This window comes from Pseudomonas sp. GL_103 (assembly GCF_057835175.1).
On the sequence record NZ_CM174420.1, the window covers coordinates 5,740,656 to 5,766,140 of the forward strand.

22 protein-coding genes are annotated in these 25,485 nt (G+C 60.5%); 11 read left to right on the forward strand and 11 right to left on the reverse strand.

The genetic code is table 11. The annotated features are described in order from the left end of the window. The first annotated feature begins 108 nt into the window (after positions 1 to 108). From AC3IP0_RS25945 to AC3IP0_RS25990, 10 genes are all read left to right on the forward strand, one after another. Entirely contained in the window at positions 109 to 570 is a 462-nt protein-coding gene (locus AC3IP0_RS25945) for an Lrp/AsnC family transcriptional regulator (protein WP_046039454.1), read from the forward strand. 222 nt (positions 571 to 792) lie between these two features. Next, the gene (locus AC3IP0_RS25950; protein WP_489326201.1) at positions 793 to 2,475 is read left to right on the forward strand and encodes a flavin monoamine oxidase family protein; all 1,683 of its coding nucleotides are present in this window, start codon (positions 793 to 795) and stop codon (positions 2,473 to 2,475) included. A 12-nt stretch (positions 2,476 to 2,487) separates the two neighbouring features. Continuing rightward, positions 2,488 to 3,282, forward strand: a complete 795-nt coding sequence (locus tag AC3IP0_RS25955; protein WP_489326202.1) for a carbon-nitrogen hydrolase family protein — start codon at positions 2,488 to 2,490, stop codon at positions 3,280 to 3,282. 48 nt (positions 3,283 to 3,330) lie between these two features. Further along, on the forward strand, positions 3,331 to 5,760 hold the full coding sequence (gene pqqF, locus AC3IP0_RS25960; RefSeq protein WP_489326203.1) for a pyrroloquinoline quinone biosynthesis protein PqqF: 2,430 nt from the start codon (positions 3,331 to 3,333) through the stop codon (positions 5,758 to 5,760). 158 nt (positions 5,761 to 5,918) lie between these two features. Next, positions 5,919 to 5,993: a pyrroloquinoline quinone precursor peptide PqqA gene (gene pqqA / locus AC3IP0_RS25965; protein ID WP_003444522.1), complete on the forward strand. Its 75-nt coding sequence runs from the start codon at positions 5,919 to 5,921 to the stop codon at positions 5,991 to 5,993. An 81-nt stretch (positions 5,994 to 6,074) separates the two neighbouring features. After that, on the forward strand, positions 6,075 to 6,986 hold the full coding sequence (gene pqqB / locus AC3IP0_RS25970) for a pyrroloquinoline quinone biosynthesis protein PqqB (protein WP_489317447.1): 912 nt from the start codon (positions 6,075 to 6,077) through the stop codon (positions 6,984 to 6,986). 138 nt (positions 6,987 to 7,124) lie between these two features. Continuing rightward, positions 7,125 to 7,877 (forward strand): pyrroloquinoline-quinone synthase PqqC, encoded by a 753-nt coding sequence (gene pqqC / locus AC3IP0_RS25975; protein WP_489317448.1) that lies wholly within the window; start codon positions 7,125 to 7,127, stop codon positions 7,875 to 7,877. Then, positions 7,874 to 8,149, forward strand: a complete 276-nt coding sequence (pqqD, locus tag AC3IP0_RS25980) for a pyrroloquinoline quinone biosynthesis peptide chaperone PqqD (protein ID WP_090451769.1) — start codon at positions 7,874 to 7,876, stop codon at positions 8,147 to 8,149. Before pqqC ends, pqqD begins: the two co-directional genes overlap by 4 nt. After that, on the forward strand, positions 8,121 to 9,293 hold the full coding sequence (gene pqqE, locus AC3IP0_RS25985) for a pyrroloquinoline quinone biosynthesis protein PqqE (protein WP_489317449.1): 1,173 nt from the start codon (positions 8,121 to 8,123) through the stop codon (positions 9,291 to 9,293). The genes pqqD and pqqE overlap by 29 nt, the downstream gene beginning before the upstream one ends. Further along, positions 9,259 to 11,085, forward strand: a complete 1,827-nt coding sequence (locus AC3IP0_RS25990) for a S9 family peptidase (protein ID WP_489326205.1) — start codon at positions 9,259 to 9,261, stop codon at positions 11,083 to 11,085. Before pqqE ends, AC3IP0_RS25990 begins: the two co-directional genes overlap by 35 nt. Before the next feature lie 87 nt (positions 11,086 to 11,172). Here AC3IP0_RS25990 and AC3IP0_RS25995 read toward each other — a convergent pair whose 3' ends face one another. Together AC3IP0_RS25995 and AC3IP0_RS26000 are read right to left on the reverse strand one after the other, a co-directional pair. Next, positions 11,173 to 11,331, reverse strand: a complete 159-nt coding sequence (locus tag AC3IP0_RS25995) for a YqaE/Pmp3 family membrane protein (RefSeq protein WP_003228885.1) — start codon at positions 11,329 to 11,331, stop codon at positions 11,173 to 11,175. A 205-nt stretch (positions 11,332 to 11,536) separates the two neighbouring features. Beyond that, positions 11,537 to 12,820, reverse strand: a complete 1,284-nt coding sequence (locus tag AC3IP0_RS26000; RefSeq protein WP_489326207.1) for an aspartate aminotransferase family protein — start codon at positions 12,818 to 12,820, stop codon at positions 11,537 to 11,539. A gap of 169 nt (positions 12,821 to 12,989) precedes the next feature. Here AC3IP0_RS26000 and AC3IP0_RS26005 point away from each other — a divergent pair, with 169 nt between their 5' ends. Then, entirely contained in the window at positions 12,990 to 13,919 is a 930-nt protein-coding gene (locus AC3IP0_RS26005) for a LysR family transcriptional regulator (protein ID WP_489317452.1), read from the forward strand. A gap of 227 nt (positions 13,920 to 14,146) precedes the next feature. Here the strand turns inward: AC3IP0_RS26005 and AC3IP0_RS26010 are convergent, their stop codons facing one another. The 9 genes from AC3IP0_RS26010 to bioF all read right to left on the reverse strand — a co-directional run bounded on the left by AC3IP0_RS26010 (position 14,147) and on the right by bioF (position 25,362). Next, the gene (locus AC3IP0_RS26010) at positions 14,147 to 15,925 is read right to left on the reverse strand and encodes an acyl-CoA dehydrogenase C-terminal domain-containing protein (RefSeq protein WP_489326209.1); all 1,779 of its coding nucleotides are present in this window, start codon (positions 15,923 to 15,925) and stop codon (positions 14,147 to 14,149) included. Between the two features lie 175 nt (positions 15,926 to 16,100). After that, on the reverse strand, positions 16,101 to 17,897 hold the full coding sequence (locus AC3IP0_RS26015) for an acyl-CoA dehydrogenase C-terminal domain-containing protein (RefSeq protein WP_489317454.1): 1,797 nt from the start codon (positions 17,895 to 17,897) through the stop codon (positions 16,101 to 16,103). Positions 17,898 to 17,982: 85 nt separating this feature from the next. Beyond that, entirely contained in the window at positions 17,983 to 19,275 is a 1,293-nt protein-coding gene (locus tag AC3IP0_RS26020) for a GGDEF domain-containing protein (RefSeq protein ID WP_489326211.1), read from the reverse strand. 198 nt (positions 19,276 to 19,473) lie between these two features. Continuing rightward, positions 19,474 to 21,279: a phenylacyl-CoA dehydrogenase gene (locus AC3IP0_RS26025; RefSeq protein ID WP_489326213.1), complete on the reverse strand. Its 1,806-nt coding sequence runs from the start codon at positions 21,277 to 21,279 to the stop codon at positions 19,474 to 19,476. A 278-nt stretch (positions 21,280 to 21,557) separates the two neighbouring features. Beyond that, positions 21,558 to 21,854 (reverse strand): pyrroloquinoline quinone biosynthesis protein PqqE, encoded by a 297-nt coding sequence (locus AC3IP0_RS26030; RefSeq protein WP_489317456.1) that lies wholly within the window; start codon positions 21,852 to 21,854, stop codon positions 21,558 to 21,560. A gap of 123 nt (positions 21,855 to 21,977) precedes the next feature. Further along, on the reverse strand, positions 21,978 to 22,658 hold the full coding sequence (bioD, locus tag AC3IP0_RS26035; protein ID WP_489317457.1) for a dethiobiotin synthase: 681 nt from the start codon (positions 22,656 to 22,658) through the stop codon (positions 21,978 to 21,980). Then, entirely contained in the window at positions 22,655 to 23,467 is an 813-nt protein-coding gene (gene bioC / locus AC3IP0_RS26040) for a malonyl-ACP O-methyltransferase BioC (protein ID WP_489317458.1), read from the reverse strand. The genes bioD and bioC overlap by 4 nt, the downstream gene beginning before the upstream one ends. Further along, the gene (locus tag AC3IP0_RS26045) at positions 23,460 to 24,191 is read right to left on the reverse strand and encodes an alpha/beta fold hydrolase (RefSeq protein ID WP_489317459.1); all 732 of its coding nucleotides are present in this window, start codon (positions 24,189 to 24,191) and stop codon (positions 23,460 to 23,462) included. The genes bioC and AC3IP0_RS26045 overlap by 8 nt, the downstream gene beginning before the upstream one ends. Next, positions 24,184 to 25,362 (reverse strand): 8-amino-7-oxononanoate synthase, encoded by a 1,179-nt coding sequence (gene bioF / locus AC3IP0_RS26050; RefSeq protein ID WP_489317460.1) that lies wholly within the window; start codon positions 25,360 to 25,362, stop codon positions 24,184 to 24,186. Before bioF ends, AC3IP0_RS26045 begins: the two co-directional genes overlap by 8 nt. Positions 25,363 to 25,485: the final 123 nt, after the last annotated feature.

The window sequence follows — 25,485 nt, forward strand, 5'->3', positions numbered from 1 at the left end:
AAATGTCATGAACGGTATTGAGGCTAGATCAAATCGCCGTCGCGAGCGTCCTGCAGGAACTGCCTGTAACATGCTTGCGCACTGATCCATGCCGCTGGAGATAACCCTTTGCCTGACACTCGCACGCCTGTTCTCGATGAAATCGACCGCCAATTGATTGCCGCCCTGCAGATCAACGCCCGCGAGAGCGTGGCCATGCTCGCCCGGCAACTGGGCATCGCCCGTACCACCGTCACTTCGCGCCTGGCGCGGCTGGAAAAGGCCAAGGTGATCACCGGTTACGGCGTGCGCCTCGGTCAGCGGGTGGTGGATGGCGGGTTGCAGGCGTATGTGGGGATAACCGTGCAACCGCGTTCCGGCAAGGAAGTGTTGCGACGGCTCAGCGCGATGGCGCAGGTGCAGCAGTTGTGTGCCGTGAGTGGCGAATTTGATTATGTGGCGTGGTTGCGCACCGATTCGCCGGAGCAGCTGGATCAGTTGCTGGATCAGATTGGCAGTGTGGATGGGGTGGAGAAGACCACAACGTCGATCATCTTGAGCAGCAAGATTGATCGGGGGCAGCCGGTTTGAGTTTTCAGGCCTGGGTTCATCGGTGACTGAACTGGCGCTATCGCGAGCAAGCTCGCTCCCACAGTGGACAGTGTGCATTACCAGATCGTCATACTGACCAATAAAATAGCAAAATGACGACACTTTGCGTCTTATTAACGTGTTCTGTGCTCTCTAGAATGGCTGGCATCTTTTCCTATACTCAGATGCGCATTCCGCGTCGGGTCGCCAGCAAGGTCAGCCATGAACAAGAACAATCGCCATCCTGCAGACGGTAAGAAACCAGTCACCATTTTCGGCCCGGACTTTCCTTTCGCCTTCGACGACTGGATCGAACATCCGGCCGGCCTGGGCAGCATTCCCGAGCACAATCACGGTGCCGAAGTGGCGATTGTCGGCGGCGGGATCGCCGGCCTGGTGGCGGCGTATGAGCTGATGAAGCTGGGCCTGAAACCGGTCGTCTACGAAGCCTCGAAAATGGGTGGCCGTCTGCGCTCCCAGGCGTTCAATGGCGCCGAAGGCATTGTTGCCGAGTTGGGCGGGATGCGCTTTCCGGTGTCGTCCACCGCGTTTTATCACTACGTCGACAAACTGGGTCTGGAAACCAAACCTTTCCCCAACCCGCTGACACCCGCGTCGGGCAGCACAGTGATCGACCTCGAAGGCCAGACCCATTACGCACAGAAGCTGTCGGACCTTCCTGCGCTGTTCCAGGAAGTGGCTGACGCCTGGGCCGATGCCCTGGAAGCCGGTTCGCAGTTCTCCGATATCCAGCAAGCCATCCGTGATCGTGATGTGCCACGTCTGAAAGAGCTGTGGAACACCCTGGTTCCGTTGTGGGACGACCGCACCTTCTACGATTTCGTCGCCACCTCCAAGGCCTTCGCGAAGCTCTCGTTCCATCACCGTGAAGTGTTCGGCCAGGTCGGTTTCGGTACCGGCGGCTGGGACTCGGACTTCCCGAACTCGATGCTGGAAATCTTCCGCGTGGTGATGACCAACTGTGATGACCACCAGCACCTGGTGGTTGGCGGTGTAGAACAGGTGCCCCAAGGCATCTGGCGCCATGTACCGGAGCGTTGCGCGCACTGGCCGGCCGGCACCAGCCTCAGCTCGCTGCACAACGGCGCACCGCGTACCGGCGTGAAGAAAATTGCCCACGCGCCGGGCGGCCGTTTCGCCGTCACCGACAACTGGGGCGACACCCGCGAATACGCGGCCGTGCTGACCACCTGCCAGAGCTGGCTGCTGACCACCCAGATCGAGTGCGACGAAACCCTGTTCTCGCAAAAGATGTGGATGGCTTTGGACCGCACCCGCTACATGCAGTCGTCGAAGACTTTCGTGATGGTCGACCGCCCGTTCTGGAAGGACAAGGATCCGGAAACCGGCCGCGACCTGATGAGCATGACCCTCACCGATCGTCTGACCCGTGGCACTTATCTGTTCGACAACGGCGACGACAAGCCGGGGGTGATTTGCCTGTCGTACTCGTGGATGAGCGACGCGCTGAAAATGCTGCCGCAGCCGGTGGAAAAACGCGTGAAGCTGGCATTGGATGCGTTGAAGAAGATCTATCCGAAAGTCGACATCGCCGCGCGGATCATTGGCGACCCGATCACCGTTTCGTGGGAAGCCGACCCGCATTTCCTCGGCGCGTTCAAAGGCGCCCTTCCCGGCCACTACCGCTACAACCAGCGCATGTACGCGCACTTCATGCAGGACGACATGCCTGCCGAGCAGCGCGGGATCTTCATCGCCGGTGACGACGTTTCGTGGACGCCGGCCTGGGTTGAGGGCGCGGTACAGACCTCGCTCAACGCGGTGTGGGGCATCATGAAACACTTCGGCGGTGCAACTCACGTCGAGAATCCGGGTCCCGGAGATGTATTCAACGAGATCGGACCGATCGCCCTGCCCGAGTAAGAGGAATCCGAAATGCGCGTAGCCCTTTACCAATGTCCACCGCTGCCTCTGGATGTCGCTGGCAACCTGCATCGTTTGCAGCAGCTTGCGCTGGAGGCAAAAGGCGCTGATTTGCTGGTGCTGCCGGAGATGTTCCTGACCGGCTACAACATCGGCGTCGATGCCGTCAGCGTATTGGCGGAGGTGTACAACGGTGAGTCGGCGCAGCAGATTGCGCGCATTGCCAAGGCTGCCGGGATCGCCATTTTGTATGGCTATCCCGAGCGCACCGAGGACGGGCAGATCTACAACGCCGTGCAGTTGATCGACGCTAACGGCGAGCGCATCTGCAACTACCGCAAGACCCATCTGTTCGGCGATCTGGATCACTCGATGTTCAGCGCAGGCTCAGACGAGTTTCCCATCGTTGAGCTCAACGGCTGGAAGCTCGGTTTCCTGATCTGCTACGACCTGGAGTTCCCGGAAAACGCCCGACGCCTGGCCCTGGCCGGTGCCGAGCTGATCCTGGTGCCGACCGCGAACATGATTCCGTTCGATTTCGTCGCCGATGTCACCGTGCGCTCCCGCGCCTTCGAAAACCAATGTTATGTGGCCTACGCCAACTACTGCGGCCATGAAGGCGACATCCACTACTGCGGCCAGAGCAGCATTGCTGCGCCGGATGGCAGCCGTATCGCTCAGGCGGGACTGGATGAATCGCTGATTGTCGGTGAGCTGGATCGACAGCTGATGGTCGATTCCCGTGCCGCCAATCGCTACCTGATCGATCGTCGTCCCGAGCTTTACGGCGAGCTGAACAAGCGCTGATCCATCGTTATCCGCTAGCATTGGCACTTCACTGTTCTGGAAGTGCCCATGCCCGCGCTGAATCCCCTTCGTCCCCACACTGAAACCCTGGCCAACGGCCTGCGGGTGACGCTGCGTCATGCCCCGAATTTGAAGCGTTGCGCAGCAGCGTTGCGGGTCGCCGCGGGCAGCCATGATGTGCCGCTGACGTGGCCTGGCCTGGCGCATTTCCTTGAGCACCTGCTGTTTCTCGGTACCGAGCGCTTTCCCGCTGGGCAAGGGTTGATGGCCTACGTCCAGAGTCATGGCGGCCAGGTAAACGCGCGAACCAGCGAACGCACCACGGACTACTTTTTCGAACTGCCGCCCCAGCCGTTTGCCGGTGGACTCGAGCGTCTGTCGGACATGCTCGCCCATCCACGTATGAATCCGGACGACCAGCAGCGGGAACGGGAAGTGTTGCAGGCGGAGTTTATCGCCTGGTCGCAGGATGCCACGGCGCAGCAGCAGTTTGCGTTGTTCATCGGGCTTGGCGAGGCTCATCCATTGCGGAGTTTTCATGCTGGCAATCGCGACAGTCTGCCGCTGCAACAACCCGAGTTTCAGCAGGCGCTGCAGGATTTTTATCAGCGGTTTTACCAGACAGGGCAAATGACCCTGAGCCTGGCCGGGCCGCAGAGCCTTGATGAATTGAAAGCGATGGCCGACGCCTTTGACAGCGTCATTGCCAAAGGCGAAACAGTCACGCAACAAGCGCCGATACCGCTGATGGATGCGCCGGATAAAAGTCATCAACAGGCTGGCGAACGACGTCTGGACCTGCTGTTTGCCCTCGAAACACTGCCTGACAACTCTGCCGAAGCGCTGGCGTTCCTGTGCCACTGGCTGAACCTGGCAAAACCCGGCGGCTTGTTGGCGGACCTGCGCGAACGCGGTCTGGCCGATCACCTGAAAGCCCAGCCGCTGTACCAGTTCGCCGGGCAAGCCTTGCTGCATATCGAATTCACCCTGCCCGCCGCTGGCTCGGCAACAGGCATCCGCGAACGCCTTCTGGGCTGGCTCGGTTTCTTTGCCGAGCAAGACTGGGACCGATTGCGTGAAGAGTACGCCACCCAGCTCCAACGCCAGCAGCAAGTCAGCAGCGCCTTGCAACTGGCCCGACTGGACAGCGAACAACGCGAAGTCGGTTTATCCGAGCAGGGCGTTACAGCCCTCAAGCAAATCCTCCAACAAATCGGCGCTGTGGATAACTTCAGCGGGCCATGGCAATTGCCGGCACCCAATCCGTTCCTGCACTCAGAAGCACCTGCAGCCAACGCCGGATTGATTCGCGGCCAGACCAGCGCCCACCGCGGCCTGCGCACGTTTGCCCAGGACCGCTCGCGCAGTCGTCGTGAACATTCGCCGATGCAATTCAGCCAGGCATGGCCGGACAACGATGCTGAAGGTGCGATTTATCTGCGCTGGCGCCTGGACTCGACTCCCGGCAGCCATCTTCAATCACGGCTGGAAAACCACCTGCAACCGTTACGCGAAGACGCGCGTCAGGCCGGTGTGGATTTTTCCTTCAGTGCGTCGGGCAACGAATGGCTGCTCAAACTGAACGGGCTACAGGAGCCGATGCCCAGCGTCCTGGAGCATGTGCTGAAAGAACTGACAAAACCTGAAGCCGCTGTCTCACAAGCCGAATCGACCAGCGTTGCTTTGATACCGATTCGACAACTGCTCAAGGCATTGCCCGATCACTGCCTCGGGCACACCGCGAACTCGGACGAAGTGCAGCCACTCTGGTCGAGTGCGCGATGGGATGGGCTGGCCATCGGGTTGTCGGCTCAGACTCAAGCAGCCATGGGCCTGGCCTTGAGCCGCATACCCGGCACGCCGGACAATCAACTGACGCCGCCCTCTTCGATCCTTGCACAGCATCTGTGGAGCACTGTCGATACCGCCTCCAGCGAGCACGCCTTGCTGCTGTTCTGTCCGACAGCCACCCAGGAAATGGCCGACGAAGCCGCGTGGCGTTTGCTCGCGCATGTCTGCCAGACGCCGTTCTACCAACGCCTGCGGGTAGAACTGCAACTCGGCTATGCAGTGTTCAGCGCCCTGCGCCAGATTCACGGGCAAACCGGGCTGCTGTTCGGTGTGCAATCGCCAAGCGTTGCACCGGTGGAGTTGTTGCAACACATCGAGCAATTCCTGAATCGATTGCCGGAGCTGATCCACGCACTCGACGACACCACCTTCAACGCTCAACGCCAGGCCCTGGCGGATCAGTTTTCCAGCGCTGCGCTCACCACGGGTCAAGCGGCCGAATTGCTCTGGCAGGGCAAGCTGGCTGGCCGTTCGTCGGATTATCTGACGCAATTGCCCGAGGCCATTGTGCTCGTTGACCGGACCGCTCTGCTGGCTGCGGCCCAACGCCTGAATCAGGCCGAAGGCGGCTGGCTGTGCCTTGCCAACAGCGCCGCACCAAGCGCGCCATGGCAAGCGGCAAAATGATCATTACTGGGGCTGCAAGGAGCTTTCTCAAAGTTTCACGGGCAATTTCTTTGAAATTTTGAGTAACATAGCAACCTAACTATCTTGAACATCTCTGACTTGAGGTGGACTATACCTATAGATAGCGCTGTCCCACCCTACCTGAAGGAGTTCAATCTATGGCCTGGACCAAACCTGCCTACACCGACCTGCGTATTGGCTTTGAAGTCACCATGTACTTCGCAAGCCGCTAATCTCAGCTTTGGCAGAGATGCAGCACAACGCCTCGGTTATCCGAGGCGTTTTATTTTCAGCGTTGAAATGATGGAGCGTCCATGTTTGTCCAGATTCTAGGTTCCGCTGCCGGCGGTGGCTTCCCCCAGTGGAACTGCAACTGCGTGAACTGCGCGGGCTTTCGCAACGGCAGCCTGCGGGCCAAGGCGCGGACGCAATCCTCCATCGCGATTTCCGACGACGGCGTGAACTGGGTGCTGTGCAACACCTCCCCGGACATTCGCGCCCAACTCCAGAGCTTCGCCCCGATGCAACCGGGCCGCGCCCTGCGCGATACCGGGATCGGCGCGATCATCCTGATGGACAGCCAGATCGACCACACCACCGGCCTGCTGATGCTGCGTGAAGGGTGCCCGCATCAGGTCTGGTGCACCGACATGGTCCACGAAGACCTGACCAGCGGTTTTCCGCTGTTCACCATGCTCAACCACTGGAATGGCGGGCTGACCTGGAACCGGATCGAGCTCGACCAGAGCTTCAGCGTACCGGCATGCCCGAACCTGCGCTTCACCCCACTGCCACTGCGCAGCGCTGCGCCGCCCTACTCACCGCATCGCTTCGACCCGCATCCGGGCGACAACATCGGCCTGATCGTCGAAGACCTCAACACTGGCGGCAAACTGTTCTACGCACCGGGGCTGGGCAAGGTCGATGCACCACTGCTGGAAATCATGGCCGGCAGCGATTGCCTATTGGTCGATGGCACACTGTGGAATGACGATGAAATGCAGCGTCGCGGCGTTGGTACCCGCACCGGTCGAGAGATGGGACATCTGGCGCAGAACGGTCCTGGTGGCATGCTCGAAGTGCTTGAGCAATTGCCCAACCAGCGCAAAGTGCTTATCCACATCAACAACACCAACCCGATTCTTGATGAGGATTCGCCGGAGCGCTCAGAGCTGGATCGGCGCCAGGTTGAGGTGGCGTATGACGGCATGAGTATTGTGTTGTAAGCAATCGAGACCGCTGCGCGGTCTATCGCGAGCAGGCTCGCTCCCACAGTTGACCGCATTCCCCTGTGGGAGCGAGCTTGCTCGCGATGAGGCCGGCACAGGCACTAGACCTCTACGGTTGTTTCCCGGAGAACCGCAATGACCGACACCCCAATGTCCCCCGCCGAATTCGAAGCGGCCCTGCGCGCCAAGGGCGCCTATTACCACATCCATCACCCCTACCACGTGGCGATGTACGAAGGCCGGGCCACCCGCGAACAGATCCAGGGCTGGGTCGCCAACCGTTTCTACTATCAGGTGAACATTCCCCTGAAGGACGCGGCGATCCTCGCTAACTGCCCTGACCGCGAGATCCGCCGCGAATGGATTCAGCGCCTGCTCGACCACGACGGTGCGCCCGGTGAAGACGGCGGCATCGAAGCCTGGCTGCGCCTGGGCCAGGCCGTTGGCCTCGACCCGGACCAGTTGCGTTCCCAGGAGCTGGTGCTGCCCGGCGTACGCTTCGCCGTGGACGCCTATGTCAACTTTGCCCGCCGCGCCAATTGGCAGGAAGCCGCCAGCAGCTCGCTGACCGAACTGTTCGCCCCGCAGATCCATCAATCGCGCCTGGACAGCTGGCCGCAGCATTACCCGTGGATCGACCCGGCTGGCTACGAGTATTTCCGCACGCGCCTGGGCCAGGCACGGCGTGATGTCGAGCATGGTCTGGCGATCACGCTTGAGCACTACAAAACTCGCGAAGGCCAGGAGCGCATGCTGGAAATTCTCCAGTTCAAACTGGACATTCTTTGGAGCATGCTCGATGCCATGAGCATGGCCTACGAACTGAAACGCCCGCCGTATCACAGCGTGACCGGGGAACGGGTCTGGCACAAAGGAATCACCTTATGAGTTTCGATCGCAGCAAGACCCCGACCTGGCGCCCTGGCTACCGCTTCCAGTACGAACCGGCGCAAAAAGGCCACGTGCTGCTGTACCCGGAAGGCATGATCAAGCTCAACGAGAGTGCCGCGCTGATCGGCGGTCTGATTGACGGTGAACGGGATGTCGCGGCCATCATCAATGAGCTCGACCGACAGTTCCCCGGCGTGCCCGAGCTCGGAGACGACATCGAGCAATTCATGGAGGTTGCCCGTGCGCAGCACTGGATCGAACTTGCCTGATTCATCGGTGCAAGTACCGCCAAAACCCGAGGTCGGCCTGCCGCTGTGGCTGCTGGCCGAGCTGACCTATCGCTGCCCGCTACAATGCCCGTACTGCTCCAATCCGCTGGATTTCGCCGAGCAAGGCAAAGAGCTGAGCACCGAGCAGTGGATCAAGGTGTTTCGCGAAGCGCGGGAAATGGGCGCGGCGCAACTGGGCTTTTCCGGTGGCGAACCGCTGGTGCGTCAGGACCTCGCCGAGCTGATTGCCGAGGCCCGAAAACTGGGTTTCTACACCAACCTGATCACTTCCGGCATCGGTCTGACCGAGCAGAAAATCAGCGACTTCAAAAAGGCCGGTCTCGATCACATCCAGATCAGTTTCCAGGCCAGCGACGAGCAGGTGAACAATCTGCTGGCCGGTTCGAAAAAGGCCTTCGCGCAGAAACTGGAAATGGCCCGGGCGGTGAAAGCCCACGGTTATCCGATGGTGCTGAACTTCGTCACCCATCGGCACAATATCGACCAGATCGACCGCATCATCGAGCTGTGCATCGCCCTGGAAGCGGACTTCGTCGAACTCGCCACGTGCCAGTTCTATGGCTGGGCGCAACTCAATCGCGTTGGGCTATTGCCGACCAAAGAGCAACTGGTGCGCGCCGAACGCATCACCAACGAATACCGCGCCAAACTGGAAGCCAAAGGGCATCCGTGCAAGCTGATTTTCGTCACGCCGGACTATTACGAAGAGCGCCCGAAAGCCTGCATGAACGGCTGGGGCAGTATTTTTCTGACAGTCACGCCAGACGGAACTGCCCTGCCCTGTCACGGTGCCCGACAGATGCCGGTGCAGTTTCCCAATGTGCGCGACCACAGCATGCAGCACATCTGGTACGACTCGTTCGGCTTCAACCGCTTTCGCGGTTATGACTGGATGCCCGAACCGTGCCGCTCCTGTGACGAGAAAGAAAAAGACTTCGGCGGCTGCCGCTGCCAGGCGTTCATGCTCACCGGTGATGCCAGCAACGCCGACCCGGTGTGCAGCAAGTCGCCACAACACGGCGTGATCCTCAAGGCCCGCGAAGAAGCCGAACACGCCACCCAGACCATCGACCAACTGGCCTTTCGCAATGAACGAAACTCACGCCTCATCGCCAAAAGCTGAACCTTTCAGCGCTGCCAAAGCCGTGGCCGCCGGTATCGATTTTGCCGAACTGCAGGTCGGTCGGCGGGGCCTGTTCTGGAACGAGTACCGCCCCGAAGACGCGGCGTGCCGGATCTGGCATTGGCGCGACGGTGCTGCGAAATGCCTGACGCCACCGGGGTTCAGCGTGCGCAGCCGGGTGTATGAATATGGCGGCGGCGCATTTTGTCTGACGGACGACGGCATCGTTTTCGTCAACGAGGCCGACCAGCAGTTGTATCGGCAATCACTGCAAGGCGAAGCGCCCGAAAGACTGACGTCCGGGGCATGCCGTTTTGGCGATCTGCAGTTCGCCAACGGGCAAGTGCTGGCGGTCGAGGAGCATCGCGATCAACACCGACTGGTGGCGATCGATCTGTCGGATGGCGCACGTTACCTGCTGGCCGAAGGTGCCGATTTCTACGCGGCACCGACGCTGAGCCCTGATGCCCGGCGTCTGGCCTGGATCGAGTGGAGTCGCCCGGATCAGCCATGGACAGCGACCCGCTTGATGGTGGCCGAACGCCTCGCCAACGGCGGCTTTGCCGAGGCTCGTTGTGTGGCGGGCGACGGCGTTCAAGAGTCTGTGCAACAACCGCGGTTTGATGCCGGTGGTCGCTTGTATTGCCTGACGGATCGCGCGGGTTACTGGCAGCCATGGATAGAATCTGAAAAAGGCCTGAGCCCATTGCCAAGTGCCAGCGCCGACCATGGCCCCGCACCCTGGCAACTCGGCGGCAGCACCTGGTTGCCGCTGAGCGACAACAGCTATCTGGCCAGTTGGACCGAAGGCGGGTTTGGCCGATTGGGCATAGGCGGCGATTCCAGCGCTGACTTTACCGGCGACTACAGCCGCTTTCGCCATCTCGCCGTGGATGAGCATTTCATCTATTGCATCGCCGCATCGCCCGTCAGTTCAACCGCCGTCATCGCCATCGACCGCCAGAGCCGGCAAGTACAAGTGCTGGCCGGCGGCATCGCCCCGCTTGCTCCCGAACAGATCAGCCGCCCGCAAACCTTGCGCTACCCAAGTGGCTCAGGCGAAGCACACGGTTTCTTCTACCCGGCGATGACCGGCGAGGCGAACCCCCCATTGGTGGTGTTCGTCCATGGCGGCCCGACTTCGGCGTGTTACCCGATGCTCGATCCGCGCATCCAGTACTGGTCACAGCGGGGCTTCGCCGTGGCCGACCTCAACTATCGCGGCAGCAGTGGTTATGGCCGGGCCTATCGCCAGGCACTGCACCTGAGTTGGGGCGATGTGGATGTGCAAGACGCCTGCGCCGTGGTCAGTTACCTCAACGAACGTGGCTTGATCGACGGCGACCAAGCGTTCATTCGCGGCGGCAGCGCCGGCGGCTACACCACCCTTTGCGCTTTGGCCTTTCACAACGTGTTCCGCGCCGGCGCCAGTCTGTATGGGGTCAGCGACCCGGTGGCGCTGGGGCGCGCGACCCACAAATTCGAAAGCGACTATCTGGATTGGCTGATCGGCGATCCGCAACTGGATGCTGAACGCTACGCCGCCCGCACGCCGCTGCTGCATGCCGGCAACATTCGCGTGCCGATGATCTTCTTTCAAGGAGAGCTGGATGCCGTGGTCGTCCCGCAGCAGACCCGCGATATGGTCACGGCGCTGCAGGACAACGGCATCCTGGTCGAAGCACATTATTACGCCGATGAGCGTCATGGCTTTCGCAAGGCCGGTAACCAGGCCCATGCGCTGGAGCAAGAGTGGTTGTTTTATCGGCGGGTAATGGATTCAGTGGACTGAAGCCTGCACCCACAGGTTCTGTGGCGTGCACAGATCCTGTGGGAGCGGGCTTGCTCGCGAAAGCGATCTATCCAGCGCCGCAAAAACTCAGCGCTTGGCGATGATGTACACCGCATGCACGATCCCCGGAATGTAACCGCACAACGTCAGCAGAATATTCAGCCAGAACGCCCCGCCGAATCCTACTTGCAGAAACACACCCAGTGGCGGCAACAGGATGGCGATGATGATGCGAATAAAGTCCATGGGACAGCTCCTGATTGGGGTGAATTCGTTCGAGCCCTACAGCTAATCGACCTGTGCCGTTTGTCAGGGTTCAGTCACTCTACTCCCAAGCCCCGTCCCTTCGTTGAGTTTCGCAGACAAAAAAACGCCCCACGCCAAAAATGTCGGACGTGGGGCGTGCGTATTACCGCGAGACGGTTCTGGAAAATGTGCAGGGCGCGTCTGATCAGACGGCAATCCCTTTGCGGCACTGCAATTGCGCGGTGCGTACTCGGGAGAAGGCGCGTGCCAGGCGCAGGAGCATTTCATTGATGTTGGCGTTGCTGACATTGAGCGCAGGGGTAAAGCGCAGGCAGTCAGGTTGCGGGGCATTGAGCAGCAAGCCTTCGTACAGCGCGGCCTTGACCACCGCGTCAGCGGAGTCGTCCGACAGCGTCAGCCCCCAAAGCAGCCCTTGTCCGCGCAACTCGCCGTGATCGTAACGATGGGCCAGACGCGCCAATCCTTCACGCAGGTGTTGCCCGGCTTCTGCGACGTGCTTGAGGAAAGCCTTGTCCTGCACCGTATCGAGTACCGAGAGTCCCGCCGCGGTCATCAACGCATTACCGTGATGAGTGCCTTTCACCTCGCCAATGTCGAAACAGCAAGCCTTGCCCCGCGCCAGCAGCGCGGCCAATGGCACACCGCCGCCCAGGCCTTTGCCGAGCACAACGATATCCGCCGTGACGCCGCAGGACTGTTCCGCGAGCAAGGTGCCGCAACGGCCGATGCCGGTTTGCACTTCGTCAAGGATCAGCAAAATGCCGAGTTCTCGGCACAAGCGTTCGACGCCCCTGAGGTAGTGCGCGGTGGCCGGGATCACGCCGGCTTCGCTCTGGATCGGCTCGAGCATGATCGCCACGGTCCGTTCATCCACGGCCGCATGCAACGCTGGCAGGTCATTGAACGGAACACGACTGAAGCCTGGCAATTGCGGCTCGAACCGGTTGACCAATGTCGAACTGTCCGACGCCGAAATCGTCCCCAGGCTCCGGCCATGGCAACCGTTGTTGGCCACAATGATTCGCGACGCACCGCCGCGATGCCGTTGACCCCATTTACGCGCCAGTTTGATCGCCGCCTCACAGGCTTCGCTGCCGGTATTGAGCAGGTAGGCCTGATCACTGCCGGTGCTGGCACACAGATGTTCAGCGAGGCTGAGCATGCCGCAGTTATGCAGGCCGAAGCCCGGATTGATCAGCGATTGGGCCTGGGCAGTGATTGCGTTGACCAGAACCGAAGGACTATGACCAAGGCTGTTGGCCCCGCCGCCCTGGGAAAAATCCAGGTACGCACGATCATCGCCGTCCCACAACCATGAACCCTGGCCACGCACAAACACCTGTTTCGGCCGCTCGACACTAGGCATCAAGTACTCGCTGGAAAGGTTAACGCCTTGGGATGGCAGGGAGGCGTCCATGACCAGATCGTCAAGACTGGGAGGACTGCGGCGCAGACTGAACAGATTCATCTGAAAAAAACCCTTTTGAGGTTTTTTGCCTTACCTATGTAAATACCATCGAAGCAAAGGGTATTCATCGCGCTCTGTGGCCCTGTAAGCCCTGTGAATGCGGTTAGACTAGGCTCAGGCGAGGCGTTCAGCCATTTCGATTTCCCAGCATTTTCGATAAGCAGCACTTATGGATTTCAAGCAACTGCGTTATTTCGTCGCGGTCTATGAAGAAGGCCACGTGGGCCGGGCCGCCGAGCGCCTGTCCATCTCCCAGCCGGCGCTGTCCCAGCAAATCCGCCACCTCGAGCAAAACCTCGATGTGAGCTTGTTCGAGCGCAGCAGCAAACGCCTGTTGCCGACCCTCGCGGCCCACACGCTGTACAACCACGCACTACCATTGCTCGATGGCCTGCAACGGGCACGGGAAGCGCTCGGCAACTTCAAGGGTCAGGCGCTGCGCACCCTGGCCATCGGTGTATTGCAGACCGTGCATACCAGCCTCGTTCCGCAGATGCTCGAACGGGTGCGCAAGGCCCAGCCGCATCTGGTGGTGCAGATCTATGAACTGACCGGGCTGGAAATCGAGCGGCGACTGCTCAACGGCTCCCTGGATATCGGCATCGGCTACCTGCCGCCCCGCCAGCCTGGCTTGCATGGCGTGATGCTGTACGAAGATGAACTGACCCTGGTCATCCCGGCAGAGCATCCGCTGCGTGAATTCAAGAAAGTGTCCATGAGTCAGGCTGCCGAACTGCCGATGTTGCTGCTGGGCGAAGAGTTTCAGATCAGGCAGATCTGGCAGGCACAGCTGACAAGCCTCGGACGTCGCCCACAGGTGCAAGCCGAATTGAACAACATGGCCGGTATCCTCGACAGCCTGCCTCACACGCGCCTGGCGACGGTGCTGCCCGGACGCTCGCAAAAGACCCATGGCAACCACGAACTGCTGTGGAAACCCCTGAGCGAACCCCGGGTTCCGCTGAAAGTCGGTTTGGTGTGTCGGGATGTGCAACGGCAGCAGGCCTCGCTGGCCTTGCTGCGGACATTGCTGGAAGAGGTGATAAACGGCCCGGATGGGCGCTTGAAGAGTGCGCAGGCGTTGGATGGGACAAGCTGAAAACTTTTCTTCAGGCAAAAGAAAACCCCGCCGAAGCGGGGCTTTGCAGACTGTTTCCCTGACATCCATTTCACTCCGCCGTCCTGGCAGAATCCTACGTGTCCCTGTTGTTGCTTTGCGCTTCCTGCGCTACGTCCATGTGAAGTAGATTAGCTGTGGATCCAATTTGCATCTATGGGAGAACAGCAGCACGTTATGTAAGAGAATGCTTACATAACGTTACTTCATCAGAATTGTCCTGCATCCAGCAGGAACAACGATTCGCTACCGGCTTTCACCGACGCGCTCAACGAGTGAATGCGCGGCAGCAGGCGGGCGAAATAGAACCGCGCCGTACCCAGTTTGCTGGCGTAGAAATCGTCTTGCGCTTCCTTGCCGAAAGCCGCCTTGGCCATCAGGGCCCACATGTAGGCGTAGGCCATGTAACCAAACGCTTGCAGATACTCGACCGACGCCGCGCCGATTTCGTTCGGATTGCTCTTCGCACGGTCAAGCAACCACGCGGTCAGTTCATCGAGGGTGGTCACTGCGTCGTTCAGCGGCTTGGTGAACTCGGCGAGGTCCGCGCTGGCGGTCGCCGTGAAGTGGCGAATCTCGTCGGCGAACAGGTTGTAGAACGCCCCGCCGCTACCCACGATCTTGCGCCCGACCAGGTCCAGCGCCTGAATGCCGTTGGTGCCTTCGTAGATCTGGGTGATGCGCACGTCACGCACCAGTTGCTCCTGGCCCCACTCACGGATGTAACCGTGGCCGCCGAAAATCTGTTGGCCGTGTACGGTGGTTTCCAGACCGAGGTCGGTCAGGAACGCCTTGGCTACCGGGGTCAGCAACGCCACCAGGTCTTCCGCGCGCTTGCGGGTGGCGGCGTCTTCGCTGAACTTGGCGGTGTCCAGTTGCATCGCCACGTAGGTGGAGAACGCACGACCACCTTCGTTCGAGGCTTTCATGGTCAGCAGCATGCGACGCACGTCCGGGTGGACGATGATCGGGTCAGCCACTTTGTCCTTGTCCTGCGCACCGGTCGGCGAACGGCTTTGCAAACGGTCGCGGGCGTATTCCACGGCGTTCTGGTACGAGCGCTCGCCAGTGGCCAGGCCCTGGATACCGACGCCCAGTCGCTCGTAGTTCATCATAGTGAACATCGCCGCCAGGCCCTTGTTCGGCTCGCCGACCAGGTAACCCACGGCTTCATCGAAGTTCATCACGCAGGTCGCGGACGCCTGGATGCCCATCTTGTGCTCGATCGAACCGCAGTTGGCCGGGTTGCGCGCGCCCAGGCTGCCATCGGCATTGACCATGAACTTCGGCACCAGGAACAACGAAATGCCTTTCGGACCCGCCGGTGCATCCGGCAGCTTGGCCAGCACCAGGTGGATGATGTTTTCGGTCAGGTCGTGTTCGCCACCGGTAATGAATATCTTGGTGCCGCTGACCTTGTAGGAGCCGTCGGCCTGAGGTTCGGCCTTGGTACGGATGATCCCCAGGTCTGTACCGGCATGTGGCTCGGTCAGGCACATGGAACCGGCCCAGATGCCGGCGTACATGTTCGGCAGGTACGCGGCTTTCAACTCTTCGCTGGCGTGGGCGTTGATCGACAGGCAAGCGCCGGCGGTCAGCATCGGGTACAGCCCGAACGACAGACTGGCGGAGTTGACCATTTCTTCGACCTGGGCCGAAACGGCTTTGGGCATGCCCATGCCGCCGTAGGACGGATCGCCACCGACACCGACCCAGCCGCCTTCAGCGTAAGTCTGATAGGCCTGTGGGAAACCTGCCGGCGTGGTGACGGCACCGTCCGCCCAATGGCAACCTTCTTCGTCAGCGGCACGGCTCAGCGGTGCGATGCTTTTGCTGGTGACTTTGCCGGCTTCTTCCAGGATGGCTTCGACCGTTTCTGCATCCACAGTCTCGGCCAGTGCAGGCAGTTCGGCCCAGAGTTTGGCGACCTCGAAAACTTCATTGAGGACGAAGCGCATATCGCGCAGGGGCGCTTTGTAGTCAGCCATGGCAAACCTCGCAAGATCTATACAGGTGATTCACAGGAAGAGTGTTTTCGTTGGGTCGGAGTGTAACCCAACAACTTTTGCGACACATAGGGTCAACTCATGACCATTTTGTTATTTTTAGTCACCAACAAAAAAGCCCGCGCAAGGCGAGCTTCTTTGTAACGGATTTATATGACTAAAGCGCAAACAACTCCGCCGGCAGTTGCATCAGGCAATCGCTCCCGGCTTCGATGGCCGCCCGATGAGCAGCTGTACGTGGCAACAGACGCTTGAAGTAAAACTCATTGGTCGCCAGTTTGCCCCGGCAGAAATCGCCGTCGCCGCTGCCAGCATCGAGCTGGGCCTGAGCCACCAGCGCCATGCGCAACCACAGGTAGCCGAGGATGATGTAACCGCTGTACATCAGGTAATCCACCGACGCGGCACCGACTTCGTCCGGGTTTTTCATCGCCGCCATGCCGACCTTGGTAGTCAACTCACCCCACTGCTGGTTCAGTTGATTGAGCTGCGCCACATACCCGGCCAGTTGTGGATGCTCGGCGTTCGCCGCGCAAAACTTGTGGACGATTTTGGTGAAACCGCGCAGCAGCTTGCCCTGGCTGCCGAGTACCTTGCGCCCGAGCAAGTCCAGCGCCTGAATGCCGTTGGTGCCCTCATAGATCGGCGCGATCCGGCAGTCGCGTACCAGTTGCTCCATGCCCCATTCGCGAATGAACCCGTGGCCGCCAAACACCTGCATGCCGTGGTTGGTCACCTCCAGCCCGGTGTCGGTCATGAAGGCTTTGCAGATCGGCGTGAGGAACGCCAACAGGTCTTCTGCGTCCTGGCGCGCCGTTTCATCCGGGCTCAGGTGGGCAACGTCGAGCAACTGCGCGGTGAAGTAGGTCAGCGCGCGGTTGCCTTCGTTGAAGGCTTTCATGGTCAGCAACATCCGCCGCACATCAGGGTGCACGATGATCGGGTCGGCGGCCTTTTCCGGCGCTTTCGGGCCGGTCAGCGAGCGCATCTGCAAACGGTCGTTGGCGTATTTGATCGCGCCCTGGAAGCTCGCTTCACCCAGACACAACCCTTGCATGCCGGTGCCCAGCCGCGCGTGGTTCATCATGGTGAACATGCAGTTGAGGCCCTTGTTCGGCTCGCCGATCAGGAAGCCCTTGGCCTCGTCGAAGTTCAGCACGCAGGTGGCCGAGGCCTTGATGCCCATTTTGTGTTCGATCGAGCCGCAGGACACGCCGTTGCGCTCGCCCGCTTCGCCCGTCGCATCGGGCAGGAGCTTGGGCACGATGAACAGCGAAATGCCCTTGGTCCCGGCCGGTGCGTCCGGCAATTTGGCCAGCACCAGGTGAATGATGTTGGCGCTCATGTCGTGCTCGCCGGCGGAGATGAAGATCTTGCTGCCGGAGATCGCGTAGCTGCCATCGGCCGCAGGTACGGCTCGGGTCTTGATGATGCCCAGGTCAGTGCCGCAATGGGCTTCGGTCAGGCACATGGTGCCGGTCCATTGGCCAGCGGTGAGCTTCTTCAAATAGGTTTGCTTTTGCGCCTCGGTGCCATGGGCGTGGATCGCCGACATCGCACCGTGGGTCAGGCCGGGGTACATGCCCCATGAGGTGTTGCTGGAACCCACCATCTCGCTGATCACCAGGCCCAGAGAGATCGGCAACCCTTGGCCCCCGTATACCGGATCCGCCGCCAGGCCATGCCAGCCGCCCTCGACATATTGGGTGAATGCCTGCTTGAAGCCCGCGGGCGTGGTGACCACGCCATTGTCGAAATGGCAGCCTTCTTCATCGCCACTGCGGTTGAGCGGCGACAGCACGTTTTCGCAGAACTTCGCCCCTTCTTCGAGGATCGCACTGACCATGTCCGGGCTGGCATCGGTGGCCCCCAGCGCGGCGTAATTACTGTGAAAGTCGAAGACGTGGTCGATCAGAAAGCGCATGTCGCGCAAGGGAGCTTTGTACTCGGGCATGGTCATTCTCCGTCGGCAGATTTCTCCAACCTACTGCTGCCGACCACGCCTCACAATCACTTTGCGCTCGCTGAATGCGCCATCATCACTCAACCGTAGCGGCATCCATGCGCACGGCGCCACGGCGGTTCTGCCCGAACGCCATCACGCAGTTGCGCCCGGCGCCCTTGGCGCTGTAGAGCGCCTGGTCAGCGGACTTGAGCACCTCTTCCGGAGTGCGTTGGTCGATCCGCTCGGCAACGCCGATGCTGACCGTCACCGACACACTCGACGCACCGGAACCGGCACGCCGCTGGCGCCCCTGATGATCGTCCTGCGGGCGGTTTTCCTGATTGCGCAGCTGAATGTTGTAAGTGGCGATGGACTCGCGGATGACTTCCAGGTGCGGCATGCACTCTTCGAGGGTCTTGCCTGCAAACACCAGGGCAAATTCCTCGCCGCCATAGCGATACGCCTTACCGCCACCGCCGATTTTCGACAACTTGCTGGCCACCAGCCGCAGCACCTGGTCGCCGACGTCGTGTCCGTGGGTGTCGTTGAATTTCTTGAAATGGTCGACGTCGCTCATGGCCAACACGTAGTTGCGCCCCAACCGTTGCATGCGTTCATTCAACGCACGACGGCCCGGCAGCCCGGTCAGTTCGTCGCGGAAGGCCATTTGATAGGCTTCGTGGGCAACGGCGGCGGCGATCATCAGCATCACCTGGCTGCACATGATGTTCAGTGTGAATGGCAGGATGAAGGTTTTCGGCAACATCCAGAACAACCCGAGCAGCCCCACCCATTGCGCGGCATGCAGCGGTCGCGGGTTGCGCCAGTATTGCCAGGCCAGCAGCAGGAACGCCGCAATGAACACCGGATAGGACAACTGGATCAGGCTCATCCAGGCGCCATGCAAGGCAGGCCAGCGAATCTCCGACAGCCAGATCAGCAGCGCATGTGGATAACTTTGCTCAAGCCCCAGCGCCACGCTGCCGACCGCCAGCAATACTGCGAAGCGCGCGATCATGTCCTGGAACAGATGGGTGCGCTCCTGCCACGCCGCGAACACGCCAAACAGCAGCGGCAGAAGCAGGCAACACAAATGAAAGACCACGGCGGCATCGTCACGCACCTTGCCGTTGTCACGGTAATAGTCGGTCTGGGTGTCGAGCAGGAAGTAGGCGATGTACACCGTGACCATCAGAAACAGTTCACGCTGGCGTCGGTACACCGCGCAATAGGCACCACCGAGCAACAACACCAGGGTGGGCAGCACGTTGAACAGCGACGTGAAGAAGACGTTCAGATCCTTGATGTAAGCAGCCGCAAGCCCCGCCAGTAACAGCACTAATGACGGCAGGAAATGACTGAAACGTACAGCAGATGAGCGCGGCAAGGGTAAAGCTCCGACCCGTCAAATCAATAGATGGCAATGTGCCCACTACTGTAACGGCAGAAAGCCCGAGTTACTGAGTGAATTACTGAGGTATTTTTCAAAGTGCGTTACAAACATTTTTTCCACCGGCAACCTTCAAAGCAAAAAAAGCCGCTGGTCCCGAAGGAGCAGCGGCTTTTTGAAGTACTTCGTTAAGGCTTAGTAGCCCAGGTCGAAGTTCTCTTCTTTCATGTCCATCAGGTTGTTGGCGCCCGACAGCATGGTTACGACGTGAGTGCGGGTACGCGGCAGGATGCGCTGGAAGTAGAAACGCGCAGTCTGCAGCTTGGCGGTGTAGAACGCCTCTTCGGAAGTGCCGGCAGCCAGTTTCTCGGCAGCCAGGCGCGCCATGTCAGCCCAGAAGTAGGCCAGGCAGGCGTAACCGGAGTACATCAGGTAGTCCACGGAGGCCGCGCCGACTTCTTCGCGATCTTTCATGGCGGCCATACCGACCTTCATGGTCAGCTCGCCCCATTCCTTGTTCAGTGCAGCCAGCGGAGCGACGAACTCTTGAACCGCTTCGTTGCCTTCGTTGGTCTGGCAGAACTTGTGGACGATCTTGGTGAAGCTCTTCAGAGCCTCGCCTTGGGTCATCAGCACTTTACGGCCCAGCAGGTCGAGTGCCTGGATACCGGTGGTGCCTTCGTACAGCATCGAGATGCGGCTGTCGCGGACGTTCTGCTCCATGCCCCACTCGGCGATGAAGCCGTGGCCGCCGTAGATCTGCACGCCGTGGTTGGCCGATTCGAAACCGACTTCGGTCATGAAGGCTTTGGCGATTGGGGTCATGAACGCCAACAGTGCGTCGGCTTTCTTCTTCTCTTCTTCGTCCACGCCGTACTTAACGATGTCGACCTGCTTGGCGGTGAAGTAAACCATCGCACGGTTGCCTTCGGCGAATGCCTTCATGGTCAACAGCATGCGGCGTACGTCAGGGTGCACGATGATCGGGTCAGCGGCTTTGTCCGGCGCTTTCGGGCCAGTCAGCGAGCGCATTTGCAGACGGTCGCGAGCGTATTTCAGGCCGCCCTGGAAACCGACTTCGGCGTGGGCCAGGCCTTGCAGAGCGGTACCCAGGCGTGCGGTGTTCATGAAGGTGAACATGCAGTTCAGGCCTTTATTCGCCGGGCCGATCAGGAAACCGGTGGCGCCGTCGAAGTTCATCACGCAGGTGGCGTTGCCGTGGATGCCCATCTTGTGTTCCAGGGAACCGCAGGACACGGCATTACGCGCGCCAACCGAACCATCGGCGTTCGGCATGAACTTCGGCACGATGAACAGGGAGATGCCTTTGGTGCCAGCCGGTGCATCCGGCAGGCGGGCCAGTACGATGTGGACGATGTTGTCGGCCATGTCGTGTTCACCGGCCGAGATGAAGATCTTGGTGCCGGAAACCTTGTAGGAACCGTCGGCCTGAGGCTCGGCCTTGGTGCGCAGCATGCCAAGGTCGGTGCCGCAGTGCGGCTCGGTCAGGCACATGGTGCCGGTCCACTCGCCGGAAACCAGCTTGGTCAGGTAAGCCTCCTGCTGCTCAGGGGTACCGTGCTCGGAGATGGTGTTCATCGCACCGTGCGACAGGCCTGGGTACATGCCCCACGACCAGTTGGACTCGCCAACCATTTCGCTGATGGCCAGACCCAGGGACTCCGGCAGGCCTTGGCCGCCGTGCTCTACGTCGTGAGCCAGGCTCGGCCAGCCACCTTCGACGAATTGCTTGTAGGCTTCCTTGAAGCCAGTCGGGGTCTTAACGCCGAACTCGCTCCAGGTGCAGCCTTCGAGGTCGCCCACGCGGTTCAGCGGAGCCAGTACCTGCTCACAAAACTTGGCGCCTTCCTCAAGAATGGCGTCAACCATGTCCGGAGTTGCGTCGGCACAAGCCGGAAGGCTCTGATAGTGCGCTTCGTAGCCGAGCAGCTCGTCACGAACGAAGCGAATATCACGCAAGGGGGCCTTGTAGTCAGGCATAGCGATAAACCTCTGCTGATGTAACCGGGAATGAACGACCGCATTGATTTGTTGTTGCGATCAAACAGTTGTTTGAAACATACGTTTACGCCCAAATCTTGTCAAGCGTCGATCTTTTGCCGTTCGTCATCGCAGGATTGGACACACAGGCACGCGACAACGCAGCCGCGCTTGCGAAGCAGCCCGCCGCACCGAAAAGATTAGTTGAACAAGAAAGACTTACGCAGAAAAACGCCGCGAACAGGCGCGGCGCTGGAGGGTGCGGATTCTGTAAAGAATCAGGCGTAGGTATCGATCAACGTCCCGAGCACTTCGTCGGCTGCCTTGGCGACTTTCACGCCCAGCTCCGCCTGAATCTTGCCTTGGGCCATGTCGACCACGTTGCTGACCAGGTCCGATTGCCGGCTGAGATCAACCGATCGCAGACGATCGACCTGTGCCTCGGAGGACTGGCTGGTGACCGAACGCTCGATCGTGGTGTTGGCGATCTGCCCGGCGGCTTGATCGACACGGTTCTGCCCTGTCTGAAGAGTGCTCAGACCGGCATAAAAAGCGGTGTTTCCTGAGATTTCCATGGGAGAACTCGTCCTTTCAAAGGATCAACAGCGGCCATTGAAGCAGAGTAGCCGGCAAAACACTCGACAAAAACACTAATGGCATAGTGCCTTGTCATAGGCAAAGCCCGCAAGCCACTAACCTCAGTCCAACAGGTCCAGTTGCAAGTGCTCGGCCACTGCCTCGGCCGTAACGGCCTTGAGTTTAGGCACACGCCCCAGGCATGGCGCCGGGATGCGCTCGGCAAGGGTGGCCAGGTTTTCTTCCAGCCGCGAGGTCTTCGGGTCGATGATGTTGGCCACCCATCCCGCCAATTGCAAACCGTCCCGGGCAATCGCTTCGGCGGTCAACAAGGCATGGCTAATACACCCCAGCCGCACGCCAACCACCAGGATCACCGGCAGCTTCAATGCGATGGCCAGGTCCGACAGATTGTCCTGATCCGCCAAGGGTACGCGCCAACCGCCGGCGCCTTCGATCAGGGTGAAGTCCGCCTGCATGCCCAGAATCTGCCGCATCGGCGTCAGCAACGACTGCACCGTCAGCGCCACGCCCGCCTCTCGCGCCGCCAGATGCGGGGCAATGGCCGGTTCGAAGGCCATCGGATTGACCTGTGCATAGGTCAGCGGCAGCGAACATTCCGCCAGCAAGGCCAGCGCATCGGCGTTGCGCAGGCCCTTGGGTGTCACATCGCAACCGGAAGCGACCGGCTTGCCCGCCGCCGTGCTCAAACCCGCCGAACGCGCCGCATGCAGCAACCCGGCAGCGACCGTGGTTTTACCGACATCGGTATCCGTACCGGCGATGAAATAGGCTGCGCTCATAAGGGTTTCTCCAAAACGGCGTACACCACTTGATAAGTCGCCGGCAGGCCCTGGGCCTGACGAAACTGTTCGTAAGCCTCAATCAGACCCAAAATCCGCGCCCGGCCGGTCAAGCCACCCGGCCGCCCGGGATTGAGATTGTGTGCACCCAACGCCTTGAGTTCATGGGTCAGGCTGCGCACATCCGGGTAATGCAGCACATGCGCAAGGTTTTGCAGACTGACCGTCATCAAGCCGCTGGCCGCACACAACTGCTGATAAACACCAAACTCCCGGAAGCGATTGACGTGCACCATGCCGTCGATTTCGCGCCAGCTGTCGCGCAATTCAAACAACGTCCCTACACACAGACTAGCAAACGCAAAAATGCCACCCGGTTTCAGTACCCGAAAGGCTTCACTGAGCACCGAGTCGAAGTCCGCGCACCACTGCACCGCCAGGCTGGAGAAGATCAGGTCGCAGGTCGAATCCTGCAGTGGTAAGCGCTCGGCATCGCCGGCCACGAAGTGCGTGGCGCCGCCCAATGGCCGGGCGTGATTGAGCATGCCTTCGGCGATGTCCAGCGCCACACCGTGACCGCCCGGAAATTGCTCACCCAGGGCACGGCTGAAATGTCCGGTGCCACAACCCAGGTCCAGCCAGCGCTGCGGTACGAAGTCTTGCGGCAGGCGCCCGAGCAATTGGCTGCCCACATCACGCTGCAACTCGGCCACGCTGTCGTAGCTGGCCGCCGCGCGGGAGAATGATGCTGCTACCTGGCGCTTGTCGGGCAAGACGCCGGGCAGGTTGGGAAGGGATAAATCAGTCATCGCCGGACTCATGCAAAAAGGCCTGGATCGCCCCCGCCACACCGTGGGGATCCTCCAGGAGAAACGCGTGGCTGGCCTGTTCAATCAGACCGATTTCGACATCCGGCAGCAATGCCAACAACTCGCCCGCCGCTTCCGCCGGCACCAGCCCGTCGAGGCCGGCGAACAGATGCAGTTGCGGGCCACGGAACGATTGCAGTGCCTGTCGGGTATCCAGTTGCGCGAGCACTTGCAGACCACTGAGAAGCACCGGCGCGGCGGTATTCGGGGCGCCGCCGAGCAACAACCGCGACAATCCGCGGGGGTCTTCGGCGCCTTGGGCGCAGAGCAGTGAAAAGCGTTTCAAGGTTGCACGCGGATCGGCTCCGCATCCCGCCAGAAACGCATCGAAGGTTTCCCCGGACATGGCGCTTGACCATTGATCATGGGCGACAAAAGAAGCGTTGCTGGCCAAGGTGAACACGCCACAGCAGCGATCGCCACGCCGGGCCGCCAACTCGCAGGCGAGCATGCCGCCCAATGACCAACCGCCAAGCCAGGCGTCTTGCGGCAAGGTCGAATCAAGCTCATCGAGCCACTCTTCAAGATCGCTCGACTCCAGTTCCGGCAACGGCTCGATCTCGACGTGCAGGTGCTCATCCAGGCCTCGCAAGGCCGCCGCCAGAGGCTCCAGCGGTGAAACGCCAAGACCCCAGCCAGGCAGCAGAATCAGACGATCACGCATGGCTTGGCTCCGGCTTCAGTTGCTGAAAACAATCGGCCAGTCCATTTAACAATAGCTGTACCTGGGCTTCGCTGTGGGCAGCCGTCAACGTGACCCGCAGCCGGGCACTGCCGGCGGGTACGGTCGGCGGACGAATCGCGGTCACCATCAACCCGCGTTCACGCAGCATTTGCGAAAGACGCACCGCACGCCCGGCGTCACCGATCATGATCGGCTGGATCGGTGTGAAGCTGTCCATGAGTTCCAGGCCAATCTGCTCGGCACCTTTGCGGAACTGGCGGATCAGCGTCTGCAAATGCTCGCGGCGCCAGTGTTCGCTGCGCAGCAGTTCCAGGCTTTTCAATGTGGCGCAGGCCAGCGCGGGTGGCTGGCTGGTGGTGTAGATGTAGGGGCGGGCGAACTGGATCAGGCTTTCGATCAGCTCGTCGCTGCCAGCCACAAACGCACCCGCCGTACCGAACGCCTTGCCGAGAGTGCCGACCAGCACCGGAACGTCATCCTGGCTCAAGCCAAAGTGTTCGACGATGCCGCCACCGTTGGCACCCAGCGGTCCAAAACCATGGGCATCGTCGACCATCAACCAGGCGCCTTTGGCCTTGGCTTCTCGGGCCAGTGCAGGCAAGTCGGCGATATCACCGTCCATGCTGAACACGCCATCGGTGACCACCAGCGTATTGCCGGTGGCTTTTTCCAGGCGTTTGGCCAGGCTCACCGGGTCATTGTGCAGGTAGCGATTGAACCGTGCGCCGGACAACAGCCCCGCGTCGAGCAGCGACGCATGGTTGAGCCGGTCTTCGAGCACCGTATCACCCTGCCCCACCAGCGCCGTGACCGCGCCGAGGTTGGCCATGTAGCCGGTGGTGAACAGCAACGCGCGCGGGCGACCGGTCAGGTCGGCCAACGCCTCTTCCAGGGCATGGTGCGGGGAGCTATGACCGATGACCAAGTGTGATGCCCCTCCACCCACACCCCACTTCGAAGCGCCGGCACGCCAGGCTTCGATCACTTGCGGATGATTGGCCAGGCCCAGGTAGTCGTTGTTACAGAACGCCAGCAACGGCTGGCCATCGACCACCACTTGCGGCCCCTGCGGGCTTTCGAGCAGCGGGCGCTGGCGGTAGAGGTTTTCGGCACGACGGGCAGCAAGGCGTGCGGCGAGATCGAAAGACATGCAGGCCTCGACTTTCAAATGACACAGATCCCCTGTGGGAGCGGGCTTGCTCGCGAATACGGACTGACATTCAACATTGATGTCGACTGACACGACGCTTTCGCGAGCAAGCCCGCTCCCACA

What these genes read in the sequence shown, in the direction of transcription:
- AC3IP0_RS26010 (WP_489326209.1), bottom strand. Translation starts at nt 15,925, where the DNA reads ATGGCTGACTACAAAGCGCCCCTGCGCGATATGCGCTTCGTCCTCAAT.
- pqqF (WP_489326203.1), top strand. Translation starts at nt 3,331, where the DNA reads ATGCCCGCGCTGAATCCCCTTCGTCCCCACACTGAAACCCTGGCCAAC.
- AC3IP0_RS25990 (WP_489326205.1), top strand. Translation starts at nt 9,259, where the DNA reads ATGAACGAAACTCACGCCTCATCGCCAAAAGCTGAACCTTTCAGCGCT.
- pqqD (WP_090451769.1), top strand. Translation starts at nt 7,874, where the DNA reads ATGAGTTTCGATCGCAGCAAGACCCCGACCTGGCGCCCTGGCTACCGC.
- AC3IP0_RS25955 (WP_489326202.1), top strand. Translation starts at nt 2,488, where the DNA reads ATGCGCGTAGCCCTTTACCAATGTCCACCGCTGCCTCTGGATGTCGCT.
- AC3IP0_RS26030 (WP_489317456.1), bottom strand. Translation starts at nt 21,854, where the DNA reads ATGGAAATCTCAGGAAACACCGCTTTTTATGCCGGTCTGAGCACTCTT.
- AC3IP0_RS26015 (WP_489317454.1), bottom strand. Translation starts at nt 17,897, where the DNA reads ATGCCCGAGTACAAAGCTCCCTTGCGCGACATGCGCTTTCTGATCGAC.
- pqqB (WP_489317447.1), top strand. Translation starts at nt 6,075, where the DNA reads ATGTTTGTCCAGATTCTAGGTTCCGCTGCCGGCGGTGGCTTCCCCCAG.
- AC3IP0_RS26025 (WP_489326213.1), bottom strand. Translation starts at nt 21,279, where the DNA reads ATGCCTGACTACAAGGCCCCCTTGCGTGATATTCGCTTCGTTCGTGAC.
- AC3IP0_RS26045 (WP_489317459.1), bottom strand. Translation starts at nt 24,191, where the DNA reads ATGCGTGATCGTCTGATTCTGCTGCCTGGCTGGGGTCTTGGCGTTTCA.
- AC3IP0_RS26005 (WP_489317452.1), top strand. Translation starts at nt 12,990, where the DNA reads ATGGATTTCAAGCAACTGCGTTATTTCGTCGCGGTCTATGAAGAAGGC.
- AC3IP0_RS26000 (WP_489326207.1), bottom strand. Translation starts at nt 12,820, where the DNA reads ATGAATCTGTTCAGTCTGCGCCGCAGTCCTCCCAGTCTTGACGATCTG.
- AC3IP0_RS25995 (WP_003228885.1), bottom strand. Translation starts at nt 11,331, where the DNA reads ATGGACTTTATTCGCATCATCATCGCCATCCTGTTGCCGCCACTGGGT.
- bioD (WP_489317457.1), bottom strand. Translation starts at nt 22,658, where the DNA reads ATGAGCGCAGCCTATTTCATCGCCGGTACGGATACCGATGTCGGTAAA.
- AC3IP0_RS25950 (WP_489326201.1), top strand. Translation starts at nt 793, where the DNA reads ATGAACAAGAACAATCGCCATCCTGCAGACGGTAAGAAACCAGTCACC.
- bioC (WP_489317458.1), bottom strand. Translation starts at nt 23,467, where the DNA reads ATGACTGATTTATCCCTTCCCAACCTGCCCGGCGTCTTGCCCGACAAG.
- bioF (WP_489317460.1), bottom strand. Translation starts at nt 25,362, where the DNA reads ATGTCTTTCGATCTCGCCGCACGCCTTGCTGCCCGTCGTGCCGAAAAC.
- pqqC (WP_489317448.1), top strand. Translation starts at nt 7,125, where the DNA reads ATGACCGACACCCCAATGTCCCCCGCCGAATTCGAAGCGGCCCTGCGC.